The sequence below is a fragment of the Roseateles amylovorans genome, assembly GCF_025398155.2.
GTDB lineage: Bacteria > Pseudomonadota > Gammaproteobacteria > Burkholderiales > Burkholderiaceae_C > Roseateles > Roseateles amylovorans.
This window is the reverse complement of the sequence record NZ_CP104562.2, coordinates 2,403,011-2,425,919: the sequence shown is the minus strand read 5'-3', so window position 1 is coordinate 2,425,919 and position 22,909 is coordinate 2,403,011. Positions and strand designations below refer to the sequence as shown.

Sequence of the window (22,909 nt, the reverse complement as noted above, 5' to 3'; positions counted from 1 at the left end):
GGACTTTAGCGCAGCTGGTCCAGCATCGCCTGGGCGCGGCTGCGCAGCGGGCCGTCGGCCTTGGCCACCAGCTCCTGCAGCACATCGCGGGCGCCTTCGGTGTCGCCGATCTGGCGGAACTCTTCCGCCAGCTCGAGCTGACGCTGCAGGCCTTCGTCGTCGTTCGGATCGATGCTGTCCAGGTCGACACCCAGGTCGTCCAGGCTCATCGTGTCCGCCGACGGCGCGCGGGCCGGTGCGCTCAGGTCGGGCAGCTCCAGCTCGGGGACGCTGTTGGCCGAGGAACGGCTGGCCGGCTTGTCGTCGCCGGTGCTCGGCAGGTCCAGGTTGATGCTGGACAGATCGAAATCCAGCGAATCATCCGGGGCGGGCGCCGCCTTGGCGGGACGGCCTTGCTGACCCAGATCATCCAGGTCGCCCAGGTCACCCAGGTCGAACTCCAGCTCCTGCTTGCTGGCCGGGCCGGCCGGCGCAGAGACGCCGCCCAGGTCCAGATCCATGCTCATCGGCGGCTGGTTGACCGAACTCGGCAGCGCCTGGGTGGCGGCCATGGCCGGTGCAGGCGGCGGCGGCGTGTTCAGGTCCAGATCCAGGTCCAGGTCCATCAGGCTGGACGGACCGCTGTCGCGCGGCGCTGCAGCGGCGGCAGCGCGGGCGATGGCGGTGTCGGCCCCATGGCCCATGCTGATGCCGGCGGCAGCAGCGGGCAGCGTGCTCGCATTCATCGGCTCGGGACGGTCCTCGTCATCACCGCTGAGGGTGATCGGCGCGCCGCCGGGCTGGTACAGCGGATTCTCGGGATCCACCTGGCGGCCCAGTTCCTGCACCTTGGCCCAGTCTTCGCCTTGACCCTTGGTTTCAGCATACAGCTGGATGGCCAGTTGCTCGAAGCCCTTGATGTCGCGACGCTTGCCGTAGACCTCGAGCAGCTTGACGCGAATCGCCAGACGCTCCGGATTGGCGCGCAGCGCTTCCTTCAGGATTTCCTCGGCCTGCAGATCCCGGCCGTAGGCGAGATACACATCGGCTTCGGCCACGGGATCGACATCGCCGATCGCGTCGAGCTGGCTCAGCGAGTAGCTCATCGACGATTGACCAGTCGAGGTGCCGTCACGGGTATCGACGCGCTGACCGCCGCTGTGGCCGAAGAACGAGTCCGGTGCCAGACGGCTTTCGGCGAAGGCGGTCTCGCCGCGGTTGGCGGCATCCTTCTTCGCCTTCCAGCGGGTGAAGGCCACGCCGCCGACGATCACCAGCAGGGCCGCACCGATGGCAGGCAGGTAGTCGCCCAGCTTTTCGAGCAAGCCAGGCTCTTCCTGAACCTGCGGCTGCGGCACGACGATCGGCTTGGGCGGCGCCGAGGCCGCCATCACCGGCTCCGAGGCCGCCGCCTCGGCGGTGGCACTGGAGGCCGGCTCCGAGGCCACGGCAGAAGCGGCCTCCGGCACATTGGCGGCCACGGTCACCGGAGGGATCGGCGCCGGCGCCGGCGCAGGCACGGGTGCCAGCGTGGGCGCTGGGGCCGGTGCAGCGGCGGTGGTCGGTGCAGAGGGCTTGGCAGCGGCGGAAAGCTTCTTCAGCTCTTCCACGTTGCGGGTCAGTTCGGCCACGCGGGTGGCGGAGTCCTTCTTCTCGGTCTCCTTCGACACCTTGGTTTCGGTGGCCGCGCCCGGCTTGCTCAGCGTCAGCTTGTCCGGCGCCTGGGCCGCGGACGACTTGCGCTCTTCCACGGCGGCTTGGACATTGCCCTTGGCCTGGCGCTCGCTGTCGGTGGCCTTCAGGGTCGGGGCCGCTTCGGCCAGACGCTGACGGTAACCGCCGAAGTCGCTGCTTTGCGCCTGAATGACCTGACGGGCTTCCTTGGGCGGGATGCTGGACAGCGATTCGCTGCCCGGCACCTGCAACACGGCACCGGACTTCAGCCGGTTCATGTTGTTGCTGATGAAGGCGTCCGGATTGTTGCGATACAGGCCGACCAGCATCTGGTCCAGCGAGACGCCGGAAGGCTGGGTGCGCGAGGCGATGCGCGAGAGCGTGTCACCTGGCTGGACCGTGTATTCGCTGGCGCCGGTGGCCGGTGCCGGCGCGGCGGCCGGAGCGGGCGCGTTGGCGCGAGGACGCGAAGCGGAGCCGTTCGGGGACGCCGACGCCGAGGCGGTCGACCGACTGCCACTGGCGGCCGACGGCGACGACGCCTGGGCACTGGTGCTGGGCGCGGGGGCCGAGATCACCGGCGAGGCGCCGCCTTCATTGTTGCGGGCGACGTTGCCATTGCTGGGGGGATCGAACAGCAGCGTGTACTCGCGCACCAGGCGGCCGTTGCTCCAGCTCAGTTCGAGGATCACGTCCACGAACGGTTCCTGAACCGCGCGGTCGCTGGTCAGCTTCAGGTAGGGCCGGCCGTCTGCACGACGGGCCAGCTGCACCTGCGTGCTGGTCAGGATGGCGTTGTAGTCCAGACCGGTGGAGCGGTAGGACTCCGGCGGAGCGACCCGCAGCTTCAACGAGGAAGCCTCGTCGGGCGTCATGCTGCTGATGTCGATCTCGGCACGCAGGGTTTCACCCAGCGCCGATTGCACCGTCAGCTTGCCCAGTCCCAACCCCCAGGCCGAACCTGCCGCCAGTCCCAAAGCGGTAACCGCGGCCACTTGGCTCAGTGCAAATCGCGCATATGCGCTCGAATGTTTTTTCAAGGCGTCCCCCAAAGCAACAAGGCGGCCACACGAAGAGGACCGCCTGTCATGACGTATTGTTGTTGTGCGGCTCGAGCGTTCAGCAAGGCACGGTCCGTTCCCGCGGTAGAAAATCACAACGGTGGCAAGCATATACGGTCCGTTGCTGAGGTAGCTCCTGAATAGCAGCCATGAGCCAGCGCTGGTTCACAGCCGGTTACCAGCTTGTCGTTTGCTGGCAACGCCGCCGCCAGCCGCTGACCGGCCCAAGCCCACCGTGACCGATCTCACGACGGACTCCCGCACCGCCTGGAGCCAGGCATCCACCGTCCATCCGACATCTCAACTCCCTTTTTCGGCACCGAACCGCGCGCCTGAAGACGTCAAACGTCACGCAAATGAAAAAAGGGCGCCGAGACCTCTCAGGCGCCCTTCTCTTCTATGTGTATCGCAGGACCGATTCCGCTTCGCCGTGAGGACGCATCCGGAAACACGGCGCCGCGCTCAGCGCACCGCCAACGGAGGATCAGCGGTCCAGCAGGATGCGCAGCATGCGGCGCAGCGGCTCGGCGGCACCCCACAGCAACTGGTCGCCCACGGTGAAGGCGCCGACATACTCCGGGCCCATGGCCATCTTGCGGATCCGGCCGACCGGAATGGTCAGCGTGCCGGTGGCGGCCACCGGCGTCAGGTCCTTGATGGTGGCTTCGCGGGTATTGGGGACGACCTTCACCCATTCGTTGTCGGCCGCGATCATGGCTTCGATGTCGGCCAGCGGCACATCCTTCTTCAGCTTGAAGGTCAGCGCCTGGCTGTGGCAGCGCATGGCGCCGATGCGCACACAGAACCCGTCCACCGGCACGGCGGCGGTGCCGAAGCCCTCGCCCTGGCCGAGGATCTTGTTGGTCTCGGCCATGCCCTTCCACTCTTCCTTGGAAGTGCCGTTGCCCAGGTCCTTGTCGATCCAGGGAATCAGCGAGCCGCCCAGCGGCACGCCGAAGTTGGCCACCTCATCGGCCGAGAAGCCGCGCTGCTTGGCGATGATCTTGCGGTCGATTTCCAGAATGGCGCTCTTCGGGTCGTCCAGCAGCGACTTGACTTCGGCATTCAGCGCGCCGTATTGGGTCAGCAGCTCGCGCATGTGCTGCGCGCCGCCGCCCGAGGCCGCCTGATAGGTCTGGGTGGACATCCACTCCACCAGACCCGCCTTGTAGAGCGCGCCCACGCCCATCAGCATGCAGCTGACGGTGCAGTTGCCGCCAATCCAGTCCTTGCCGCCTTGCGACAGCGCCTGCTTGATGACCGGCATGTTGACCGGGTCGAGCACGATGACGGCGTTCTCGTTCATCCGCAACGACGAGGCCGCATCGATCCAGTGACCGTTCCAGCCCGCCGCGCGCAGCTTGGGATAGACCTCGTTGGTGTAGTCGCCGCCTTGGCAGGTGAGGACGATGTCGCAGCGCTTGAGCTGCTCGATGTCGAAGGCGTTCTGCAGCGCCGTCTCGTTCTTGGCGAACGAGGGGGCCGCGCCGCCGGCGTTCGAGGTGCTGAAGAACAGCGGCTCGATCAGGTCGAAATCCCGCTCCTGGGCCATGCGGTCCATCAGCACCGAGCCGACCATGCCGCGCCAACCCACCAAACCAACCAATGTCGTCATTTGCGTTCCTTTAGAAAGCGCGCGGAGCGCGCCTTGATTCGCCCAAAAACTTCGCCCAAACACATCACAAACCCTGGGGGTCCCTGCCCGGCTCGCTTCGCCGGGTTTGTGTGGGGGCGAGACGAACCGGAGCTGGACTAGCTCTTGATGGTTTTGGTGGTGGTCGCGCCGGTGTCCGCTGCAATCGCAGCGACCACGGCCTCGCCCATCTCGCGGGTGCTCACCTTGCGGGTGCCCTCGCTCCAGATGTCTGCGGTACGCAGACCCTGGGCCAGCACGGACTGAACAGCCGACTCGATGCGAGCGGCGGCTTCGGGCTGGTTGAGGGAGAACTTGAGCATCATGGCAGCGGAAAGGATTGTAGCCAGCGGATTGGCAATGCCCTTGCCGGCGATGTCCGGCGCGCTGCCATGGCTGGGCTCGTAAAGGCCTTTGTTGTTCTTGTCCAACGAGGCCGACGGCAGCATGCCAATGGACCCGGTCAGCATCGCCGCCTCGTCGGACAGGATGTCGCCGAACATGTTGCCGGTGACCACCACATCGAACTTCTTCGGTGCCTTCACCAGCTGCATCGCGGCGTTGTCGACATACATGTGGTCGAGCTCGACGTCCGGATACTGCGCATGCACCTCGGTCACCACATCCTTCCAGAACTGGAAGGTTTCCAGCACATTGGCCTTGTCGACGCTGGTCACCTTCTTGTTGCGCTTGCGCGCGGCCTGGAAGGCGACATGGGCGATGCGCTCGATCTCCGGCCGCGAATAGCGCATGGTGTCGAACGCTTCCTCGCTGCCGGGGAAGTGACCGTCGACCGCCGTGCGGCGGCCGCGCGGCTGGCCGAAGTAGATGTCGCCGGTGAGCTCGCGGATGATCAGGATGTCCAGGCCCGCCACCAGTTCCGGCTTGAGGCTGGAGGCATGGGTCAGTTGCTCATAGCAGATCGCAGGACGGAAGTTGGCGAACAGCCCCAGCGATTTGCGCAGGCCCAGGATGGCCTGCTCGGGCCGCAGCGCGCGCTCCAGCTTGTCGTACTTCCAGTCGCCGACGGCACCGAACAGCACCGCGTCGGCCTGCTGCGCCAGCTTCAGCGTGGCGTCGGGCAGCGGATGACCGGCCACCTCGTAGGCCGCACCGCCCACGGGGGCGGTTTCCATCTCCAGCGGCAGCTCGAGCACGTTCAAGACCTTGACGGCCTCCGCCACGATTTCGGTGCCAATGCCGTCACCCGGCAGGACTGCAATTTTCATCTTCATTCCTTGTGCAAATCAGGCAGGTGACCTGCCCCGGTGCGCCTTCATTCAGGCGCTGGGCGTGAGCCGGTTGTTCAGCCATGGCTTGGCGGCAATCCGCTCCGCCTCGTAGGCCTTGATCTTCTCGGCATGGCGCAGCGTCAGGCCAATGTCGTCGAAACCGTTCAGCAGGCAGTATTTGCGGAAGGGCTGGACGTCGAACGGCAGCTCCTCGCCATCGGCCTTCACCACCACCTGACGCGCCAGATCGACCGTCAGCTGGTAGCCCGGGAAGCCGAACACCTCGTCGAACAAACGCGCCACCTGATGCTCCGGCAGCACGATGGGCAGCACGCCGTTCTTGAAGGTGTTGTTGAAGAAGATGTCGGCAAAGCTGGGCGCGATCAGCGCGCGGAAGCCGTATTGCTGCAGCGCCCAGGGCGCATGCTCACGGCTGGAGCCGCAACCGAAATTGCTGCGCGCAATCAGGATGGAGGCGCCTTGGTAGCGCGGCTGGTTCAGCACGAAGTCCGGATTGGGCTTGCGGCTGGCCGGATCCTGGCCGGGCTCGCCATGGTCGAGGTAGCGCCACTCGTCGAACAGGTTGGGACCGAAGCCGCTGCGCTTGATCGACTTCAGGAACTGCTTGGGGATGATCGCGTCGGTGTCGACGTTCTCGCGATCCATCGGGGCCACCAGGCCCTTGTGCACGGTGAACTTGTCCATGTCTATCCTTGTCTCAGACCCGCCGGGCGGGCATCGATGAAACCGCCTTGAGAGGCGCGGCGCTGCAGCATCTCCACGGCTTCTCAGCACGCGTTCAACCACTGCAGAGCGGCTGTTCGGCACCGGCTGACCCGCCCTTCGGCGCGCTGCCAGCACCGCCACGCCGCCTCACATGACGCGACGCACGTCGACGAAGTGCCCTTCCATCGCCGCTGCCGCCGCCATCGCCGGACTGACCAGATGGGTGCGGCCGCCCGCGCCCTGACGGCCCTCGAAATTGCGGTTGCTGGTGGAAGCGCAACGCTCGCCCGGCTCGAGCCGGTCGGCATTCATTGCCAGGCACATCGAGCAGCCCGGCTCGCGCCATTCGAATCCGGCGGCCTTGAAGATCTGGTCCAGGCCCTCGGCCTCGGCCTGCGCCTTCACCAGGCCGGAGCCCGGCACCACCATGGCCAGCTTCACATTGCCGGCCACCCGACCGCCCAGGCGCTTCACCACTGCGGCGGCTTCGCGCATGTCCTCGATGCGGCTGTTGGTGCAGGAGCCGATGAAGACCTTGTCGATGCGGATGTCGTTGATCGCCTTGTTGGGCTCCAGCGCCATGTACTGCAGCGCGCGCTCCATGGCGCCGCGCTTGACCGCGTCTTTTTCCTTGTCGGGATCGGGTACGCGGTCCTCGATGGACAGCACCATCTCCGGCGAGGTGCCCCAGGTCACCTGCGGGCGGATCTGCGCGGCATCCAGCGCCACCACATGGTCGAAGTGGGCACCCGGATCGGATTGCAGCGTGCGCCAGTAGCGCACCGCCTGGTCCCATTCCACGCCGGACGGCGTGAAGGGACGCCCCTTGACGTACTGGAGGGTGGTGTCGTCGACGGCGATCAGGCCAGCGCGGGCGCCCGCCTCGATCGCCATGTTGCAGACCGTCATGCGCCCTTCCATCGACAGGCTGCGGATGGCGGATCCGGCGAACTCGATGGTGTAGCCGGTACCGCCGGCGGTGCCGATGCGGCCGATGATCGCCAGCACGATGTCCTTCGCGCCAACGCCGGGCGCGCATTGACCGTCCACCTTCACCAGCATGTTCTTGGCCTTCTTGGCCAGCAGGGTCTGGGTGGCCAGCACATGCTCGACCTCGGAGGTGCCGATGCCGTGCGCCAGCGCACCGAACGCACCGTGGGTGGAGGTGTGGCTGTCACCGCAGACCACCGTCATGCCGGGCAGCGTGGCGCCCTGCTCCGGGCCGATCACATGAACGATGCCCTGGCGCTTGTCGCTCATCTTGAACTGGGTGATGCCGTGGTGGTCGCAGTTCTTGTCGAGCGTGTCGACCTGCAAGCGCGACACCGGATCGGCAATGCCCTGGCTGCGGTCGGTGGTGGGCACGTTGTGGTCGCTCACCGCCAGGTTGGCCGACAGCCGCCAGACCTTGCGGCCGGCCAGATCCAGGCCTTCGAACGCCTGGGGACTGGTCACTTCATGGACCAGGTGGCGATCGATGTAGAGCACGGCGGTGCCGTCCTCCTCGGTGTGCACCACATGCTCGTCCCAGAGCTTGTCGTAGAGGGTGCGGGGGGAACCGTTGGACATGGTCATGAGGGACTCTCCATCACTTCGAGGGTTGGGGGCAGAGCGCATCGACGAAGCGCTGCACCACCGTCGGCAGGCGCTCCTGGCGCGCCACGCCCAGAACATAGTCTCGCTGCGCCCAGGCTTCTTCCAGGCGCAGCCGCTTGACCGCGAACACCTGCGCAAAACGACGCGCCGGCGCATCCGGCAGCACCGCCACACCCATGCCGGCCTCAACCAGCTGCGCAATCGCATCAAAGCCACGCACCTGCAGCCGCGCCTTGAGCGTACGGCCGCGCGCGAGGGCTTCCTGCATCATCAGTTCCTGCGCCGCCGCGCCGCTGTGCAGGCCGACCAGGTCATGCTCCAGCAGGTCATCGAAGCTCACCGCGTCACGCTCGGCCAGCACATGCTGGTTGGGCACCAGCACCGCCAGCCGACCCTGCCGGTACGCCCAAGTCTGCAGCCGGTTGTCGAGCAAAGGCGCAGTGAACACGCCGACATCCGCCCGGCCTTCGGCGACCGCGGCCTGCACCTCGGCGCTGGTCTGGTCTTCCAGGCTGATGCGAATCTGCGGATGGGCCTGCGAGAAGGCGGCGAGATCCGGCGGCAGCGCTTCGGCGATCGCGCCGGCATTGGCCGCAATGCGCAGATGCCCCTTGATGCCGCGCGCGAACTCCACCACCTCGCTCTCGAGCGCATGCAATGACGCATGCAGCGAGCGGATGTGCCGCACCAAGGCCCGGCACGCCTCGGTGGGCTCGACGCCGCGGGCGCGACGCTCGAACAACTGCACGCCCAGACGCGTCTCCAGGTCCGAAATGCGCTTGCTGGCGGCGGCCAGCGCCAGATGCTCGCGCTCGGCCCCACGGGTGATCGAGCGGGTCTGCTCGATCGCCAGCACAAGATTGAGGGTGGTGAGGTCCAGGCGCATGGTGGTGAGGCGTCGAAGTTGAACTCTAGCCTTCGTCGAGATGACCTGGCTATTGGTCCGGATGATACTTCCTTCGTGGCGAGCGAATGCTCATCACGAGGTGGCGGCAGCGGCCCGATCGGTTCCACGCAACCGGATCCTGGTCATTCATGTCTCCACGGCTCCCCCCTATGAGGCCATAAGCGATGGTCAGGTCGAATTCAACCCGACCTGTCGGATCTTTCAGTCATTCCTTTCTTCGGCTCACTGGGCATTGCGGAGCGTCAAACGGCGTCTTATGGTGGTCTTGCTTTGGTTACTCGTTGGCATTTATTTGGAATTTATTTGGTTTTAACGCGCCATTAATTTGCCGATATTGTTGCGAGTGGCTCACGCAAATCGAGGTATCGACACATCTGTAGCGGTGAGATGTCAATTTCCCGGGCTTTGAACGGGAGGGCAACCGCAAACCGCTCCAAAGAATGGCGATCCCCGTTGCGCACGCCGGCCCACTGGCTTGCGCATTCGACTTCCACCTGAAGGAGACGACCATGCCTGCCTTGACCCCTGTTCTCACTCGCCTGAGCGGCGCCTGCCTCTTGGGCCTGCTGGGTTGGACCCCCGCATCCGACGCCCTGGCCCACGGCGCGCCGGAGTTCCCCATCTCGCGGCAATACAACTGCTACAAGAACCCGTCGCTGCCGGCATGCCAGGCGGCCATCGCCACCGGTGGTGAGCAAGCCCTCTATGACTGGAACGGCGTGAACCAGGCCGCCGCCAACGGCAATCACCGCGCCGTGGTGCCCGATCTGAAGATCTGCGCCGGCGGTCAGGAGAAGTTCAAGGGTTTCGACCTGGCCCGCAACGACTGGCCCGCCACCGCCTGGTCGCCAGGCACCGACGGCAAGTACGAATACCGCTACAACGCCACCGCGCCCCATCGGTCGCTGAACTGGACCTTCTTCCTGACGCGTGATGGCTGGACACCCACCGCCTCGCCGCTGCGCTGGTCCGATCTGGAACAGGTCGCCCAACTCGGGCCGGACCAGATCGTCACCTCCGGCAAGACCTACACGATGAAGCTGAGCCTGCCCAAGCGCAGCGGCAAGCAGGTGCTGTTCTCGGTCTGGCAGCGCGCCGACAGCACCGAGGCCTTCTATGCCTGCTCGGATGTCGACTTCGGTGGTGCCACCACCCCGCCCTCCGTCCCGACCGGGCTGAAGCAGATCGGGCAGGTCTCGGCCGCGCAGGACCTGCCGCTCAACAGCCAGGTCAAGCTGCGCGTGTTCGACAAATCGGGCGGCGATCTGGAAACCATCGCCCTGACCCTGCCCGCCGCCACCGCCAAGGCGGCATGGCTGTCGCAGATCGCGGCGCGGGCGAACCAGGCGTCCGCCTATCTGCGCATCGGCACGCTGCAGGGCGGCAATGTGGTGGTCCCGAGCGGGGTGACGGTGATGGATGTCTATCTGCTGAACGCCGCCTCCGGCGCGAGCTATGCGATGGACGTGCTGCTGCCCGCCACACCGCCGACCACGCCACCGACCACGCCCGGCGACAGCCCAGCCTGGGTGGAAGGCGCGAGCTATGCCGTGGGACAGGTCGTGAGCTACCAAGGCAAGCGCTACCGCTGCCTGCAGGCGCACACCGCGTATCAAGGCGCCGGCTGGACGCCGTCCGCCGCCGGCGTGCTCGACATCCTGTGGAAAGCGCTGTGACCGCAGGTTGAGACGCGAAGCCCGCATGTGAAAAGGCCGCCGAGTCCGCAAGGACCGGCGGCCTGAATCGACACCACCGCGATCAGCTCTGCCGCACGCCGTCCAGACCCAGCATCGAGCGCCCCAGCGCCTCTGCGACCTCGATGCCATCCACCCCGGCGGACATGATCCCGCCGGCATAACCGGCGCCCTCGCCTGCCGGGTACAGACCACGGACATTGAGGCTTTGGTAATCCTTGCCGCGCGTGATGCGCAGCGGGGACGAGGTGCGGGTCTCCACGCCGGTGAGGACCGCGTCATTCATCGAAAAGCCACGGATCTGCTTCTCGAAGGCCGGCAGCGCCTCGCGGATCGCGTCCAGCGCGTACTCGGGCAGGCTGCCGAATCCTTTTTGCTGCAGGTCGGTCATCGTCACGCCCGGCTTGTAGCTGGGCTCGACGCCGCCCAGCGCGGTGCTGCGCTGACGCTTGATGAAGTCGCCAACCAGCGCCGCCGGCGCGCGGTAGGCCCCTTCACCCAGTTCAAAGGCTCGGGACTCCCAGTAGCGCTGGAAGGCCAGCCCATCGAGCGGATTGACCGGTGAATCGTCGCGCTTGCCGTCTTGCCGGTAATCCTGCGGCGAGATGCCCACCACGATGCCGGCATTCGCATTGCGCTCATTGCGCGAGTACTGGCTCATGCCGTTTGTGACCACGCGGTTCGGCTCGGAGGTCGCCGCCACCACGGTGCCGCCGGGACACATGCAGAAGCTGTAGACCGAGCGCCCGTTGCCGGCGTGGTGCACCAGCTTGTAGTCCGCCGCGCCCAGGATGGGATGGCCGGCATTGGGGCCGAAGCGGGCCTTGTCGATGATGGATTGCGGATGCTCGATCCGGTAGCCAATCGAGAACGGCTTGGCCTCCATGTAGACGCCGCGCTCATGCAGCATCTGGAAGGTGTCTCGGGCGCTGTGGCCCAGGGCCACCACGACATGGTCGGCGCGCAGTTGCTCGCCGGAGACCAAGGTCACGCCGCGAACGTGCTGGACGCCGTCGCCATCGGGCTCGATCAGCAGGTCGGTGACCTTTTGCTGGAAGCGGATCTCACCGCCCAACTGTTCGATCTCGGCCCGCATCTTGATCACCATGCTCACCAGCCGGAAGGTGCCGATGTGCGGCTTGCTGACGTAGAGAATCTCTTCCGGCGCGCCGGCCTTGACGAACTCGGTCAGCACCTTGCGGGTGAGGAAGCGGGGATCGGAAATCTGGCTGTAGAGCTTGCCGTCCGAGAAGGTGCCGGCACCGCCCTCGCCGAACTGCACATTCGATTCGGGATGGAGCTCGCTCTGGCGCCACAGGCCCCAGGTGTCCTTGGTGCGCTCACGCACCTCCTTGCCCCGCTCCAGGACGATCGGACGAAGGCCCATCTGGGCCAGGATCAGCGCCGCGAAGATGCCGCAGGGGCCGAAGCCGATGACGATCGGTCGGGGGCGGTCGGGGGCATGGAAGTCCGCCGGCGCATGGCCGACGAAACGGTAATGGGTGTCGGGGGACGGCTTGATGTGCGCGTCGCCTTGCAGGCGCTGGAGCAGCGCAGCCTCGGCGGCGGCATCGCCGATGTCGGCGTCGATGCTGTAGATCAGCACCATCGCGGTCTTCTTGCGGGCGTCGTAGCTGCGCTTGAAGACGGTGAACGCCTGGAGTTGGTCGTCGGGAATGCCCAGCCGGGCCACCACGGCCGGGCGCAGGGCGTCTTCCGGATGATGGAGCGGGAGGCGGAGTTCGTTGATGCGGATCATGGCGATTGATCGAGCAGAAAAGCAGGCCGGCGATGGCCGGGAAGAAACAAAACAGGCCCGTGCAAACGGGCCTGTTTTTTGGGTTCAGCCGGGACCAGGGTCCCGTCGGAACTCAACCCGAGTGCGGACGCTTGCCCGGGTTCTTCTTGCTGCGGGTGTGCGAGCCGCGCTCCAGGCTGCGCTTCTGGCCGCGACCGGCGGTCAGCGTGACGCCCTTGGGGGCGACGGGACGGGGAGAAGCGCGACGGTCGGCTTCGGTGATGATCTTGTTGCCCATGTTGGCTCCGGTAATGAACTGAAGTAACACCCACCCGAAGGCACAGACTCGCCAGCCACAGCCCACCAAGGGGCCCGGCGCTTTGAGCAGCGTCGGAAATACGGTGAAGGGCGGGAGTTTACCTCCGACCGCACCCACCCTGGAAGTGCAGACCTGACGCCCCTGCCCGCCGGCCTCGACGCCGGTCATCGCTCACCCTGTCAACGTGGCTGCCGCGCCCGCGTTGTGGCTTCAACCGGATCCGCGCCGCCTGCTGACCCGCGGCGTCGCGCGCGGGGACCGACGCGCCCGCCTGCGCGGCCACCCGGTGTGATCATCACGAGGGAGAGACACCAATGAGATTCACCCATTCGCCGTCGGCCCTGCGCCGCGGTCTTGCCGGACTGCGCCTCAAGGCCGCTCCGGCCCTGGTCATGGCCGCGGGGGCATTCGCCCTGATCGGTTGCGGGTCCGACCGTCTGAGGCAAGACATGCCCCCGCCGATGCCATCGGCCCCCATGGCGCCGGCCCCGGTCATGGCCGGCATGCCCGCCCCGATGCACTCGATGGCGATCCTGCCGCGGGCGCCGGCGCCGGACACCGCCAAGTACACCGCGTTTTCCGACAACGGCTGGCAGGCCACCGCCGAGCAGCCGGTCTCCACCTTCAGCGCCAGCGTGGACACCGGCAGCTATGCCAACGTCCGCCGCTTCATCAATCGCGGCCAGCTGCCGCCCAAGGATGCGGTGCGGGTCGAGGAACTGGTCAACTACTTCGGCTTCGACGCCCCCGGCCCGGAGGCCGGCGAGCGCGATCCGTTCAAGGTTCGCGCCCAGGTAATGGCCTCGCCCTGGCAAGCGGAGCGCGGCCTGATCCGCATCGCGATCAAGGGCAAGGACGTGGCCAAAGCCAGCCTGCCGCCGGCCAACCTGGTGTTCCTGGTGGATGTCTCCGGCTCCATGGGGCCGCAGGACCGTCTGCCGCTGGTGCAATCGGCGCTGCGCCTGCTGACCGCGCAACTGCGGCCGGTGGACCGCGTCAGCCTGGTGACCTATGCCAGCGGCAGTCGCGTCGTGCTGCCACCGACCCCGGGACATGAGAAGGACCGCATCAATGCGGCCATCGGCCAACTGGTGGCCAGCGGCGGCACCTACGGCGAGGGCGGCCTGCGGCTGGCCTATGCGCAGGCGCGTGAATCGCTGATGGAGAGTGGGATCAACCGGGTGCTGCTGGCCACCGATGGTGACCTCAACATCGGCGTCACCGACCCGAACGAACTCAAAGCCCTGGTCGAGGGCGAGCGCAAGCGCGGCATCAGCCTGACCACCCTGGGTGTGGGCGACAGCAACTACAACGAAGCCCTGATGAAGAAGCTGGCCGACGTCGGCGACGGCAGCTATCACTACCTGGACTCGCTGCAGGAAGCCCACAAGGTGCTGGTCAACGAGATGACCTCCACCCTGGCCACCATCGCCCAGGATCTGAAGCTGCAGGTCGAATTCAATCCGGCGAACGTCCAGGCCTACCGCCTCATCGGCTTCGAGTTGCATGCACTCAAGCGCGAGGACTTCAACAACGACCAGGTGGATGCCGGTGACATCGGCGCCGGCCATCAGGTCACCGCGCTGTATGAGTATGTGCCGGTCGGGGCGCGCGGCCCGGTGGATCCGTTGCGCTATGGCAGCGAAGGTGCCACCGGCAACAAGTCCGACGGTGGCGGCGCGCGGAAGAAGGCCGGCAACGCATCCGCCGACAAGGCGGAGGAACTCGCCTGGATCAAGCTGCGCTACAAGTCGCCCGGCCAGACCGAGAGCCAACTCGTTGCCTTGCCGGTGCTGAAGCCGACGGTTCTACCGGCGCTGGCCGCGCAGGATGCGGACACGCGATTCGCCGTGGCCGTGGCGGGCTGGGGTCAATGGTTGCGCGGCAGCCCGCTGATCGGCGACTACGGCCCGGATCAGTTCGTGCCGCTGGCCCGCGGCGCGCGCGGCGAAGACCGCTTCGGGCACCGCGCCGAATTCACGCGCCTGGCGGAGCTGTCCGCCACCCTGAAGCGCTGACCGTGCGCCTGTGACGACGCCGATCGCTGAACCGGTGTCGCTGCGGCGCAGAGGGAAGTCGCAGGACGGTCAGGCGTAGGTATCGAGATAGGCACCCATCGTCGATCCGACGGACGGTGCGGCACTCGCTGGCCCTGCGTTTGCACCGGCGTCTGCATCCGCGTTGCTGCCCGCCGTGGCGGCCACCGGCGTCGCGCTGGCCGACGACTGCGACGCCTTGGCCTGCTCCGCCTGCAGGCTGCTGATCTGCTGCATCACCACCTGGATCTGGGCCTGGAGCAGTTTCTGACGATCCTGCTTGGCCTTGTCGCTGCCGCTGGAATCGCTGGCGGCTTCCTTCTGCTGGCGTTGCAACTGCTTGAGCTGGTTCTGCAGACGGGCGATCTGAGAATCACCGCTTGAGCTGCCGGCGCTGCCGGAGGACGACGCGCCAGTGGACGCTTGGGCGGAGGGGATGGAAACGTTCATGGCGGTCTCTGCGGTATCCCTGGATATCGGCAGATGCCAGCAAAGCTTGACCCCCGATCACCCCAACGCCGCCACCACCTCCGGAGGCGCCTGCACCAGCTCGATCAGCACCCCTTCCCCGCCGATCGGAAACGCTTCATTGCTTTTCGGATGAATGAAGCAGATGTCGTAGCCCGCCGCGCCCTTGCGGATGCCGCCCGGCGCGAAGCGCACGCCGTGCGCCGTCATCCATTCCACCGCCTTGGGCAGATCGTCCACCCACAGGCCGACATGGTTGAGCGGCGTGGCATGCACCGCCGGCTTCTTCTCGGGATCCAGCGGCTGCATCAGGTCCACCTCGACCTTGTGCGGACCGCTGCCGATGGTGCAGATGTCCTCGTCGACATTCTCCCGCTCGGAGACGAAGTGGCCGGTCACCGTCAGGCCCAGCACATCCACCCACAGCTTGCGCAGCGCCGACTTGTCGGGGCCGCCGATGGCGATCTGCTGGATGCCGAGGATGCGGTATGGCTTGTGGTTCGATGCGGTCATGTGCGATGCCGTCACGTTGGATGCGGTCTCGTTGGATGCAGTCACCTTGGATGCAGTCATGGCGGGCGCCTCACTCGAACCGAAGGATGGATTGGTCCACCGCCAGACTCTCACCGACCTTGGCCAGCACCTCGGCCACCGTCACGTCCTGGCTGGCGGTGAGGATGTTCTCCATCTTCATCGCCTCGATCACCGCCAGACGCTCGCCCGCCTGCACCACCTGGCCCGGCTGCACCGCGATGTTCACCAGCAGGCCCGGCATCGGCGACAGCAGCAGCTTGCTGGTGTCCGGCGGCGCCTTGTAGGGCATGAGCGCCTGCAGCTCAGCGGCGCGCGGTGACAACACCGTCACCTCGATCGCCCGACCGCTGTGCTGGATGCGATAAGCAAGCGGCGCCTTCGGCGTGCCGCGCTCGGCCTGGGCCACGAAGGGCTGACCATTGACCGTGCCGACGATGCGGATGTCGTTCAGCCGCGAGAGACTGACGATGCGATAGGTCCGTCCCTGGGGCCCGCCGACCTTCACCAGCGCCTCACCCAGCGCGCCGACGTATTCGGTGATGCTCAGCGGATGACGGCGATAGCGGCCCTCGCCTTCGTGGACCACCGCCACATGGTCGTGCTCGATCCGCACCTCATGCCCGCGCAACTGGCCGGTGATGCCGGCCTCGCGCTCGCGTGCCTTGCGCCGGATGAAGCCGGCCAGGGCCACCAGGAAGTCCGGATCGTCATGCGGCACATCTTCGGCATGGAAGCCGCCGCTGTAGTGCTGGGCGATGAAACCGGTGTTGAAGTTGCCGCTGCGGAAATCCGGATGCGCCAGCAGCGCCGACTGGAACGGGATGTTGCTGGAGATCCCGCGGATCACGAAGCCGTTGAGCGCCTCGCGCATCTTCGCGATGGCGTCCTCCCGGTCGCGACCATGCACGATCAGCTTGGCGATCATCGAGTCGTAGAACATCGGGATTTCGCCGCCCTCGTAGACGCCGGTGTCCACCCGCACGCCGAAGCGTTCGTCACCGGCAGCCTCCATCGACGTTTCGGGCGGCTGGTACTTCACCAGGCGGCCGGTGGACGGGAGGAAGTTGCGGAACGGATCTTCGGCATTGATGCGGCATTCGATTGCCCAGCCATCGCGCTGGATGTCCTGCTGGGTGAACGGCAGCGGTTCACCGGCGGCGACGCGGATCATCAGCTCCACCAGGTCCAGACCGGTGATGCATTCGGTGACCGGATGCTCCACCTGAAGGCGGGTGTTCATCTCCAGGAAGTAGAAGGACTGGTCCTTGCCGACCACGAACTCCACCGTACCGGCGCTCTGGTACTTCACCGCCTGGGCGAGAGCCACCGCCTGCTCGCCCATGGCGCGCCGGGTGGCTTCGCTGATGAAGGGTGACGGCGCTTCCTCGATCACCTTCTGATGACGGCGCTGGATCGAGCATTCCCGTTCCCACAGATAGACCACATGGCCTTGCGCATCGCCGAGCACCTGGATCTCGATGTGGCGGGGCTGCTCGACAAACTTCTCCATGAACACGCGGTCGTCGCCGAAGCTGGCGCGGGCCTCGTTGCGGCAGCTGGTGAACCCGTCGAAACAGTCCTTGTCGTTGAAGGCCACGCGCAGGCCCTTGCCACCGCCGCCGGCGCTGGCCTTGATCATCACCGGATAGCCGACGCGCTGGGCGATCGTCACTGCTTCTTCGGCGGAGAGGATGGGCTCGTTGTGGCCGGGGATGGTGTTGACCTTTGCTTCACTGGCGAGCTTCTTGGACGCGATCTTGTCGCCCATGGCCGCGATCGAATGGTGCTTGGGGCCGATGAACACCAGGCCTTCTTCCTCGACGCGACGCGCGAAGTCCTCGTTCTCGGACAGGAAACCATAGCCGGGATGGATCGCTTCGGCGCCGGTCTGCTTGGCGGCCGCGATGATCTTGTCGGCCACCAGATAGGACTCGCGTGACGGCGCGGGGCCCAGCAACACGGCCTCGTCGGCCAACTCGACATGGCGCGCGTCCTTGTCGGCTTCCGAATACACCGCGACCGTCGCGATGCCCATTTTTCTCGCCGTCTTGATCACGCGACACGCAATCTCACCGCGATTCGCCACCAGGATCTTCTTGAACATCTCAATTCCCTATCTCAGCAGGTTCAGTCCGCCAGCGCAGCCACAGGCCCACCATCGCACTCAAGACCACACAACGTCTCCACCACCCCACAAGCGCCCCACAAAGCGCCTCACCCCAGCCATCGCCAACCGCCGTGCAGCCCTCCCGGCCCCACCGGCCGGCGCAGCCCGGCCATCGTCAAGCCACGTCCGCGGATCCGGCTTTGCCGGGCCGCTGGATGGCGCCCCCTGGGGGCAGGAGCGGAAGCGACTGGGGGGCCCAAAACTACAACGGGATGTTGCCGTGCTTGCGCCACGGGTTCTCCAGCTTCTTGTCCTTCAGCATCGCCAGCGACCGGCTGATGCGCTTGCGGGTTTCATGCGGCTGGATGACGTCATCAATGAAGCCCCGCGCGCCCGCCACGAACGGATTGGCAAACCGCGCCTTGTACTCCGCCTCCCGCGCGGCCAGCTTGGCGGGATCGTGCTTGTCCTCGCGGAAGATGATCTCCACCGCGCCCTTGGCGCCCATCACAGCGATCTCCGCATTCGGCCAGGCGAAGTTGACATCGCCGCGCAGGTGCTTGGAGCTCATCACGTCATACGCACCGCCATAGGCCTTGCGGGTGATCACCGTCACCTTGGGCACGGTGCATTCGGCATAGGCATACAGCAGCTTGGCGCCATGCTTGATGATGCCGCCGTACTCCTGGCTGGTGCCCGGCATGAAGCCCGGCACATCGACGAAGGTCACCACCGGAATGCTGAACGCATCGCAGAACCGCACGAACCGCGCGGCCTTGATGCTGCTCTTGATGTCCAGGCAGCCCGCCAGCACCAGCGGCTGATTGGCCACGATGCCGATGGTCTGGCCATCCATCCGCGCAAAACCGGTGAGGATGTTCTTCGCGTAATCGGGCTGCAGCTCGAAGAAGTCGCCGTCGTCCACCACCTTGAGGATCAGCTCCTTCATGTCGTAGGGCTTGTTCGGGTTCTCCGGCACCAGCGTGTCCAGCGAGTAATCCAGCCGCGCCCCCGGATCGCCGCTGGGTCGGCACGGGGCCTTCTCGCGGTTGTTCAACGGCAGGTAGTTGAAGAAGCGCCGCAGCATCAGGATCGCTTCGACATCATTGTCGAAGGACAGGTCGGCCACGCCGCTCTTGCAGGTGTGGGTGGATGCGCCGCCCAGTTCCTCCGCGGTGACCTCCTCATGGGTCACCGTCTTCACCACCTCGGGGCCGGTGACGAACATGTAGCTGCTGTCCTTGACCATGAAGATGAAGTCGGTCATGGCCGGCGAATACACCGCGCCGCCGGCACACGGCCCCATGATCATGCTGATCTGCGGGATCACGCCGGACGCCATCACATTGCGCTGGAACACCTCCGCATAACCGCCCAGCGAGGCCACGCCCTCCTGGATGCGGGCGCCGCCGGAATCGTTCAGGCCGATCACCGGCGCGCCGACCTTCATCGCCTGGTCCATCACCTTGCAGATCTTCTCGGCATGCGCCTCGGACAGCGCACCGCCGAAGACGGTGAAGTCCTGGCTGTAGGCGAAGGCCATGCGGCCATTGATCATGCCGTAGCCGATCACCACGCCGTCGCCCGGGATCTTGTTGTCGGCCATGCCGAAGTCCACGCAGCGGTGCTCGACGAACATGTCCCACTCTTCGAAGGTGCCGTCATCGAACAGCAGATCCAGCCGCTCACGCGCGGTCAGCTTGCCCTTGGCATGCTGCGCGGCAATGCGCTTCTCACCGCCGCCCTGTCGCGCCTTCTCGCGCTTGGCCTCGAGCATCTGTTGAATGTCATGCATGTCGTCGGTCCTCTTGGTCTGGGCCTGGCATCCGGTCCGGATGCGGGCCTGGGTCTGTGTCCTGGGGAACGGTCGGCACCGGGCGCAGCGGAGCGCTCCGGTCACCGGAAAAGATCGCCAGCAGTTCACGGGCGGCCGTGGAGGCGGCCAACTGCCCGTCGAGCACCCGCGCCGTGGTGTCCGCCAGCGCCTCACGCACTGCGGACGCGGATTTGAACTGCTGCTTCAGCCCCGCCTGGATGCGGTCCCACATCCAGGCAAGCGATTGATGCCGGCGCTTGTCGTCGAAGCCGCCATTGGCCTGTTGCTGTGAATGGAAGTCGGTCACCGCCTGCCAGAACGCGTCGATGCCCTCGGCCTTCAACGCCGAGATCCGCAGCACCCGCGGCTGCCAGGCCGTGGTCTCGTGAGGATCGGCGGGCGGTGCCGCAGGGTCGCCGCGGTCGGGGCGGTCAGGGCGCCCGACGCGCTCGCTCCGGCCGCGCCAACCGTGCAGACGAAGCGACGAGGTGATATGCGCCTGGGCCCGGGTCGCCGCAGCGGCGTCCAGGTCGGCCTTGTTGATGACGACCAGATCGGCGAGCTCCATCACGCCTTTCTTGATCGCCTGCAGGTCGTCGCCGGCATTGGGCAGTTGCAGCAGACAGTACATGTCGGTCATGCCCGCCACCGCGGTTTCGCTCTGACCCACGCCCACCGTCTCGACGATCACGATGTCATGGCCCGCCGCCTCGCAGACCAGCATCGCCTCGCGGGTTTTCTCCGCCACGCCGCCCAGCGTGCCGCTGGCCGGGCTGGGGCGGATGTAGGCGCGCTCATCCATCGAGAGCCGCTCCATCCGCGTCTTGTCGCCGAGGATGGAGCCGCCCGACAGCGAGCTCGACGGATCCACCGCCAGCACCGCCACCCGGTGGCCCTGCGCGATCAGCGACAGGCCCAGCGCCTCGATGAAGGTGCTCTTGCCCACCCCCGGCACACCGGAGATGCCCAGCCGCAGCGAGCGCCCGGTGTGGGGCAGCAATTCGGTGAGCAGCGCATCGGCCTGGGCGCGATGGTCCGCCCGGGTGGACTCCAGCAGCGTGATGGCCTTGGCCACCGCGCGACGCTGGGCCGGTCCAGGCCCGCCGAGCAGCGCGGCAGCCAGCGGATGGGAAGCCGGTGACGAACGATTCACGGCGTGGGTTCCGCTCAGGCGGCGACGGTCTTGCGGATCTGCTCCAGCACATCCTTCGCGCTCGCCGGGATCGGCGTGCCAGGGCCATAGATGCCCTTCACGCCGGCCTGGTAGAGGAAGTCATAGTCCTGCGCCGGAATCACGCCGCCGACGAAGACGACGATGTCGTCCCCGCCCTGGTCCTTCAGCGCCTGGATGATGGCCGGCACCAGCGTCTTGTGGCCGGCGGCCAGGGTCGACACGCCCACCGCATGCACATCGTTCTCGATGGCCTGTCGGGCGCATTCCTCAGGGGTCTGGAACAGCGGACCCATGTCGACATCGAAGCCCAGGTCGGCATAGGCGGTGGCCACCACCTTGGCGCCGCGGTCATGGCCGTCCTGGCCGAGCTTGGCAATCATCACCCGAGGCCGACGGCCCTGGTCCTCGGCGAAGGCGGCAATCTCATCCTGCAGCTTGGCCCAGCCTTCGGCCGAGTCGTAGGCAGCGGCATAGACACCGGTCACCTTCTGCGTGTCGGCGCGGTGGCGGCCGTAGACGACTTCCAGCGCGTCGGAGATCTCGCCCACCGTGGCCCGCAGGCGCATGGCCTGGATGCTCAGTGCCAGCAGGTTGCCCTGGCCGGACTGGGCCGCCGCCGTCAGCGCGGCAAGCGCCGCCTGCACCGCCGCGGTGTCGCGCTCGGCCTTGATGCGCTGCAGCCGGGCGATCTGGCTGTCGCGCACCTTGACGTTGTCGACCTCCAGGATCTCCACCCGGTCTTCCTTGGCCAGCCGGTATTTGTTGACGCCCACGATCACGTCCTTGCCGCTGTCGATCCGTGCCTGCTTCTCCGCCGCGCTGGCCTCGATCTTCAGCTTGGCCCAACCGGAATCCACCGCCTGGGTCATGCCGCCCATCGCATCGACCTCCTGGATGATCTCCCAGGCCTTGTCGGCCATGTCCTGGGTCAGCGACTCCATCAGGTAGCTGCCCGCCCAGGGATCGATCACGTTGGTGATGTGGGTCTCTTCCTGGATGATCAGCTGGGTGTTGCGCGCGATGCGGGCGCTGAACTCGGTCGGCAGCGCGATCGCCTCATCCAGCGAGTTGGTGTGCAGCGACTGGGTGCCGCCGAACACGGCGGCCATCGCTTCGATGGTGGTCCGCACCACGTTGTTGTAGGGGTCCTGCTCGGTCAGGCTCCAGCCGGAGGTCTGGCTGTGGGTGCGCAGCATCAGGCTCTTCGGGTTCTGGGCATTGAAGCCCTTCATGATCCGGCACCAGAGCAGCCGTGCGGCCCGCATCTTGGCGATCTCCAGATAGAAGTTCATCCCCACCGCCCAGAAGAACGACAGCCGACCGGCGAAGTCGTCCACATCCATGCCCTTGGCGATAGCGGTCTTCACATACTCCTTGCCGTCGGCCAGGGTGAACGCCAGCTCCAGCGCCTGGTTCGCGCCCGCCTCCTGCATGTGATAGCCGCTGATCGAGATCGAGTTGAACTTCGGCATGTGCTGCGCGGTGTACTCGATGATGTCGCCGATGATCTTCATCGACGGCGCCGGCGGATAGATGTAGGTGTTGCGGACCATGAACTCCTTGAGGATGTCGTTCTGGATGGTCCCGCTGAGCTGCGCCTGCGACACGCCCTGCTCTTCCGCCGCGACCACATAGCCCGCCAGCACCGGCAGCACCGCGCCGTTCATCGTCATCGACACCGAGACCTTGTCCAGCGGAATGCCGTCGAACAGGATCTTCATGTCTTCCACCGAGTCGATCGCCACGCCGGCCTTGCCGACGTCGCCTGTCACCCGCGGATGGTCGGAGTCATAGCCGCGGTGGGTTGCCAGGTCGAAGGCGACCGACACGCCCTGCCCGCCCGCCGCCAGCGCCTTGCGATAGAAGGCATTGCTTTCCTCGGCGGTGGAAAAGCCGGCGTACTGGCGGATCGTCCAGGGGCGCACCGCATACATCGTGGCCTGCGGACCACGCAGGAAGGGCTCGAAGCCAGGCAAGGTGTCGGCGTAGGGCAGATCCCGGGTGTCCGCCGCGGTGTAGAGCGGCTTGACCACCAGGCCTTCCGGCGTGTGCCAGTTCAGGGCCGACGGATCGCCCCCGGGCGCGGACTTGGCCGCAGCCTTGTGCCATTGCGCCAGGGTCGCCGATGCGAAGGTCATGGGCGCCGACGCACCGACCTGGGACGCTGCAGCGGCCGTAGCGCCAGCGGCAGCATTCGTCCCGGCGCCAGCACCGG

16 protein-coding genes are annotated in these 22,909 nt (G+C 66.4%); 2 read left to right on the top strand and 14 right to left on the bottom strand.

The genetic code is table 11. The features are described 5' to 3' along the window. Positions 1 to 5: 5 nt before the first annotated feature. From N4261_RS10290 to N4261_RS10265, 6 genes are all read right to left on the bottom strand, one after another. Positions 6 to 2,648, bottom strand: coding sequence for a motility hub landmark protein FimV (locus tag N4261_RS10290; protein ID WP_261760055.1), 2,643 nt, complete (start codon positions 2,646 to 2,648; stop codon positions 6 to 8). A gap of 550 nt (positions 2,649 to 3,198) precedes the next feature. Next, a complete protein-coding gene (gene asd, locus N4261_RS10285; protein WP_261760054.1) occupies positions 3,199 to 4,329 on the bottom strand; it encodes an aspartate-semialdehyde dehydrogenase in 1,131 nt (376 codons plus the stop codon). 137 nt (positions 4,330 to 4,466) lie between these two features. After that, positions 4,467 to 5,576, bottom strand: coding sequence for a 3-isopropylmalate dehydrogenase (gene leuB, locus N4261_RS10280; protein WP_261760053.1), 1,110 nt, complete (start codon positions 5,574 to 5,576; stop codon positions 4,467 to 4,469). A 51-nt stretch (positions 5,577 to 5,627) separates the two neighbouring features. After that, positions 5,628 to 6,284 carry a 3-isopropylmalate dehydratase small subunit gene (gene leuD, locus N4261_RS10275; protein ID WP_261760052.1) on the bottom strand — a complete coding sequence of 219 codons (657 nt, stop codon included), beginning with the start codon at positions 6,282 to 6,284 and terminating at the stop codon, positions 5,628 to 5,630. 168 nt (positions 6,285 to 6,452) lie between these two features. Next, positions 6,453 to 7,874, bottom strand: coding sequence for a 3-isopropylmalate dehydratase large subunit (gene leuC, locus N4261_RS10270; RefSeq protein WP_435532058.1), 1,422 nt, complete (start codon positions 7,872 to 7,874; stop codon positions 6,453 to 6,455). 19 nt (positions 7,875 to 7,893) lie between these two features. Then, on the bottom strand, positions 7,894 to 8,787 hold the full coding sequence (locus N4261_RS10265) for a LysR family transcriptional regulator (RefSeq protein WP_261760050.1): 894 nt from the start codon (positions 8,785 to 8,787) through the stop codon (positions 7,894 to 7,896). A gap of 530 nt (positions 8,788 to 9,317) precedes the next feature. Here N4261_RS10265 and N4261_RS10260 point away from each other — a divergent pair. Then, complete coding sequence (locus N4261_RS10260) at positions 9,318 to 10,484, top strand: lytic polysaccharide monooxygenase (RefSeq protein ID WP_261760049.1); 1,167 nt, start codon at positions 9,318 to 9,320, stop codon at positions 10,482 to 10,484. Positions 10,485 to 10,566: 82 nt separating this feature from the next. Here N4261_RS10260 and N4261_RS10255 read toward each other — a convergent pair whose 3' ends face one another. Together N4261_RS10255 and N4261_RS10250 are read right to left on the bottom strand one after the other, a co-directional pair. Next, complete coding sequence (locus N4261_RS10255) at positions 10,567 to 12,261, bottom strand: NAD(P)/FAD-dependent oxidoreductase (RefSeq protein ID WP_261760048.1); 1,695 nt, start codon at positions 12,259 to 12,261, stop codon at positions 10,567 to 10,569. 112 nt (positions 12,262 to 12,373) lie between these two features. After that, entirely contained in the window at positions 12,374 to 12,538 is a 165-nt protein-coding gene (locus N4261_RS10250; RefSeq protein WP_261760047.1) for a hypothetical protein, read from the bottom strand. Positions 12,539 to 12,873: 335 nt separating this feature from the next. Here N4261_RS10250 and N4261_RS10245 point away from each other — a divergent pair, with 335 nt between their 5' ends. Then, positions 12,874 to 14,577 (top strand): vWA domain-containing protein, encoded by a 1,704-nt coding sequence (locus N4261_RS10245; RefSeq protein WP_261760046.1) that lies wholly within the window; start codon positions 12,874 to 12,876, stop codon positions 14,575 to 14,577. Positions 14,578 to 14,646: 69 nt separating this feature from the next. On the opposite strand, the gene N4261_RS10240 is transcribed toward N4261_RS10245, so the two are convergent. The 6 genes from N4261_RS10240 to scpA all read right to left on the bottom strand — a co-directional run bounded on the left by N4261_RS10240 (position 14,647) and on the right by scpA (position 22,832). After that, a complete protein-coding gene (locus N4261_RS10240) occupies positions 14,647 to 15,045 on the bottom strand; it encodes a FlxA-like family protein (RefSeq protein ID WP_261760045.1) in 399 nt (132 codons plus the stop codon). Between the two features lie 57 nt (positions 15,046 to 15,102). After that, entirely contained in the window at positions 15,103 to 15,576 is a 474-nt protein-coding gene (locus N4261_RS10235; RefSeq protein WP_261760672.1) for a VOC family protein, read from the bottom strand. A 70-nt stretch (positions 15,577 to 15,646) separates the two neighbouring features. Beyond that, on the bottom strand, positions 15,647 to 17,701 hold the full coding sequence (locus tag N4261_RS10230) for an acetyl-CoA carboxylase biotin carboxylase subunit (protein WP_261760044.1): 2,055 nt from the start codon (positions 17,699 to 17,701) through the stop codon (positions 15,647 to 15,649). A 265-nt stretch (positions 17,702 to 17,966) separates the two neighbouring features. Further along, positions 17,967 to 19,499 carry an acyl-CoA carboxylase subunit beta gene (locus N4261_RS10225; protein WP_261760043.1) on the bottom strand — a complete coding sequence of 511 codons (1,533 nt, stop codon included), beginning with the start codon at positions 19,497 to 19,499 and terminating at the stop codon, positions 17,967 to 17,969. Continuing rightward, the gene (gene meaB, locus N4261_RS10220) at positions 19,492 to 20,673 is read right to left on the bottom strand and encodes a methylmalonyl Co-A mutase-associated GTPase MeaB (RefSeq protein ID WP_435532027.1); all 1,182 of its coding nucleotides are present in this window, start codon (positions 20,671 to 20,673) and stop codon (positions 19,492 to 19,494) included. The genes N4261_RS10225 and meaB overlap by 8 nt, the downstream gene beginning before the upstream one ends. Positions 20,674 to 20,687: 14 nt before the next feature. Then, positions 20,688 to 22,832 carry a methylmalonyl-CoA mutase gene (scpA, locus tag N4261_RS10215; protein WP_261760670.1) on the bottom strand — a complete coding sequence of 715 codons (2,145 nt, stop codon included), beginning with the start codon at positions 22,830 to 22,832 and terminating at the stop codon, positions 20,688 to 20,690. Between the last annotated feature and the right edge of the window lie 77 nt (positions 22,833 to 22,909).

Coding starts and splice junctions, on each gene's coding strand:
- N4261_RS10260 (WP_261760049.1), top strand. CDS start 9,318: ATGCCTGCCTTGACCCCTGTTCTCACTCGCCTGAGCGGCGCCTGCCTC.
- N4261_RS10235 (WP_261760672.1), bottom strand. CDS start 15,576: ATGACCGCATCGAACCACAAGCCATACCGCATCCTCGGCATCCAGCAG.
- N4261_RS10225 (WP_261760043.1), bottom strand. CDS start 19,499: ATGCATGACATTCAACAGATGCTCGAGGCCAAGCGCGAGAAGGCGCGA.
- asd (WP_261760054.1), bottom strand. CDS start 4,329: ATGACGACATTGGTTGGTTTGGTGGGTTGGCGCGGCATGGTCGGCTCG.
- N4261_RS10255 (WP_261760048.1), bottom strand. CDS start 12,261: ATGATCCGCATCAACGAACTCCGCCTCCCGCTCCATCATCCGGAAGAC.
- leuB (WP_261760053.1), bottom strand. CDS start 5,576: ATGAAAATTGCAGTCCTGCCGGGTGACGGCATTGGCACCGAAATCGTG.
- leuD (WP_261760052.1), bottom strand. CDS start 6,284: ATGGACAAGTTCACCGTGCACAAGGGCCTGGTGGCCCCGATGGATCGC.
- N4261_RS10240 (WP_261760045.1), bottom strand. CDS start 15,045: ATGAACGTTTCCATCCCCTCCGCCCAAGCGTCCACTGGCGCGTCGTCC.
- N4261_RS10265 (WP_261760050.1), bottom strand. CDS start 8,787: ATGCGCCTGGACCTCACCACCCTCAATCTTGTGCTGGCGATCGAGCAG.
- N4261_RS10245 (WP_261760046.1), top strand. CDS start 12,874: ATGAGATTCACCCATTCGCCGTCGGCCCTGCGCCGCGGTCTTGCCGGA.
- leuC (WP_435532058.1), bottom strand. CDS start 7,874: ATGTCCAACGGTTCCCCCCGCACCCTCTACGACAAGCTCTGGGACGAG.
- N4261_RS10250 (WP_261760047.1), bottom strand. CDS start 12,538: ATGGGCAACAAGATCATCACCGAAGCCGACCGTCGCGCTTCTCCCCGT.
- scpA (WP_261760670.1), bottom strand. CDS start 22,832: ATGACCTTCGCATCGGCGACCCTGGCGCAATGGCACAAGGCTGCGGCC.
- N4261_RS10230 (WP_261760044.1), bottom strand. CDS start 17,701: ATGTTCAAGAAGATCCTGGTGGCGAATCGCGGTGAGATTGCGTGTCGC.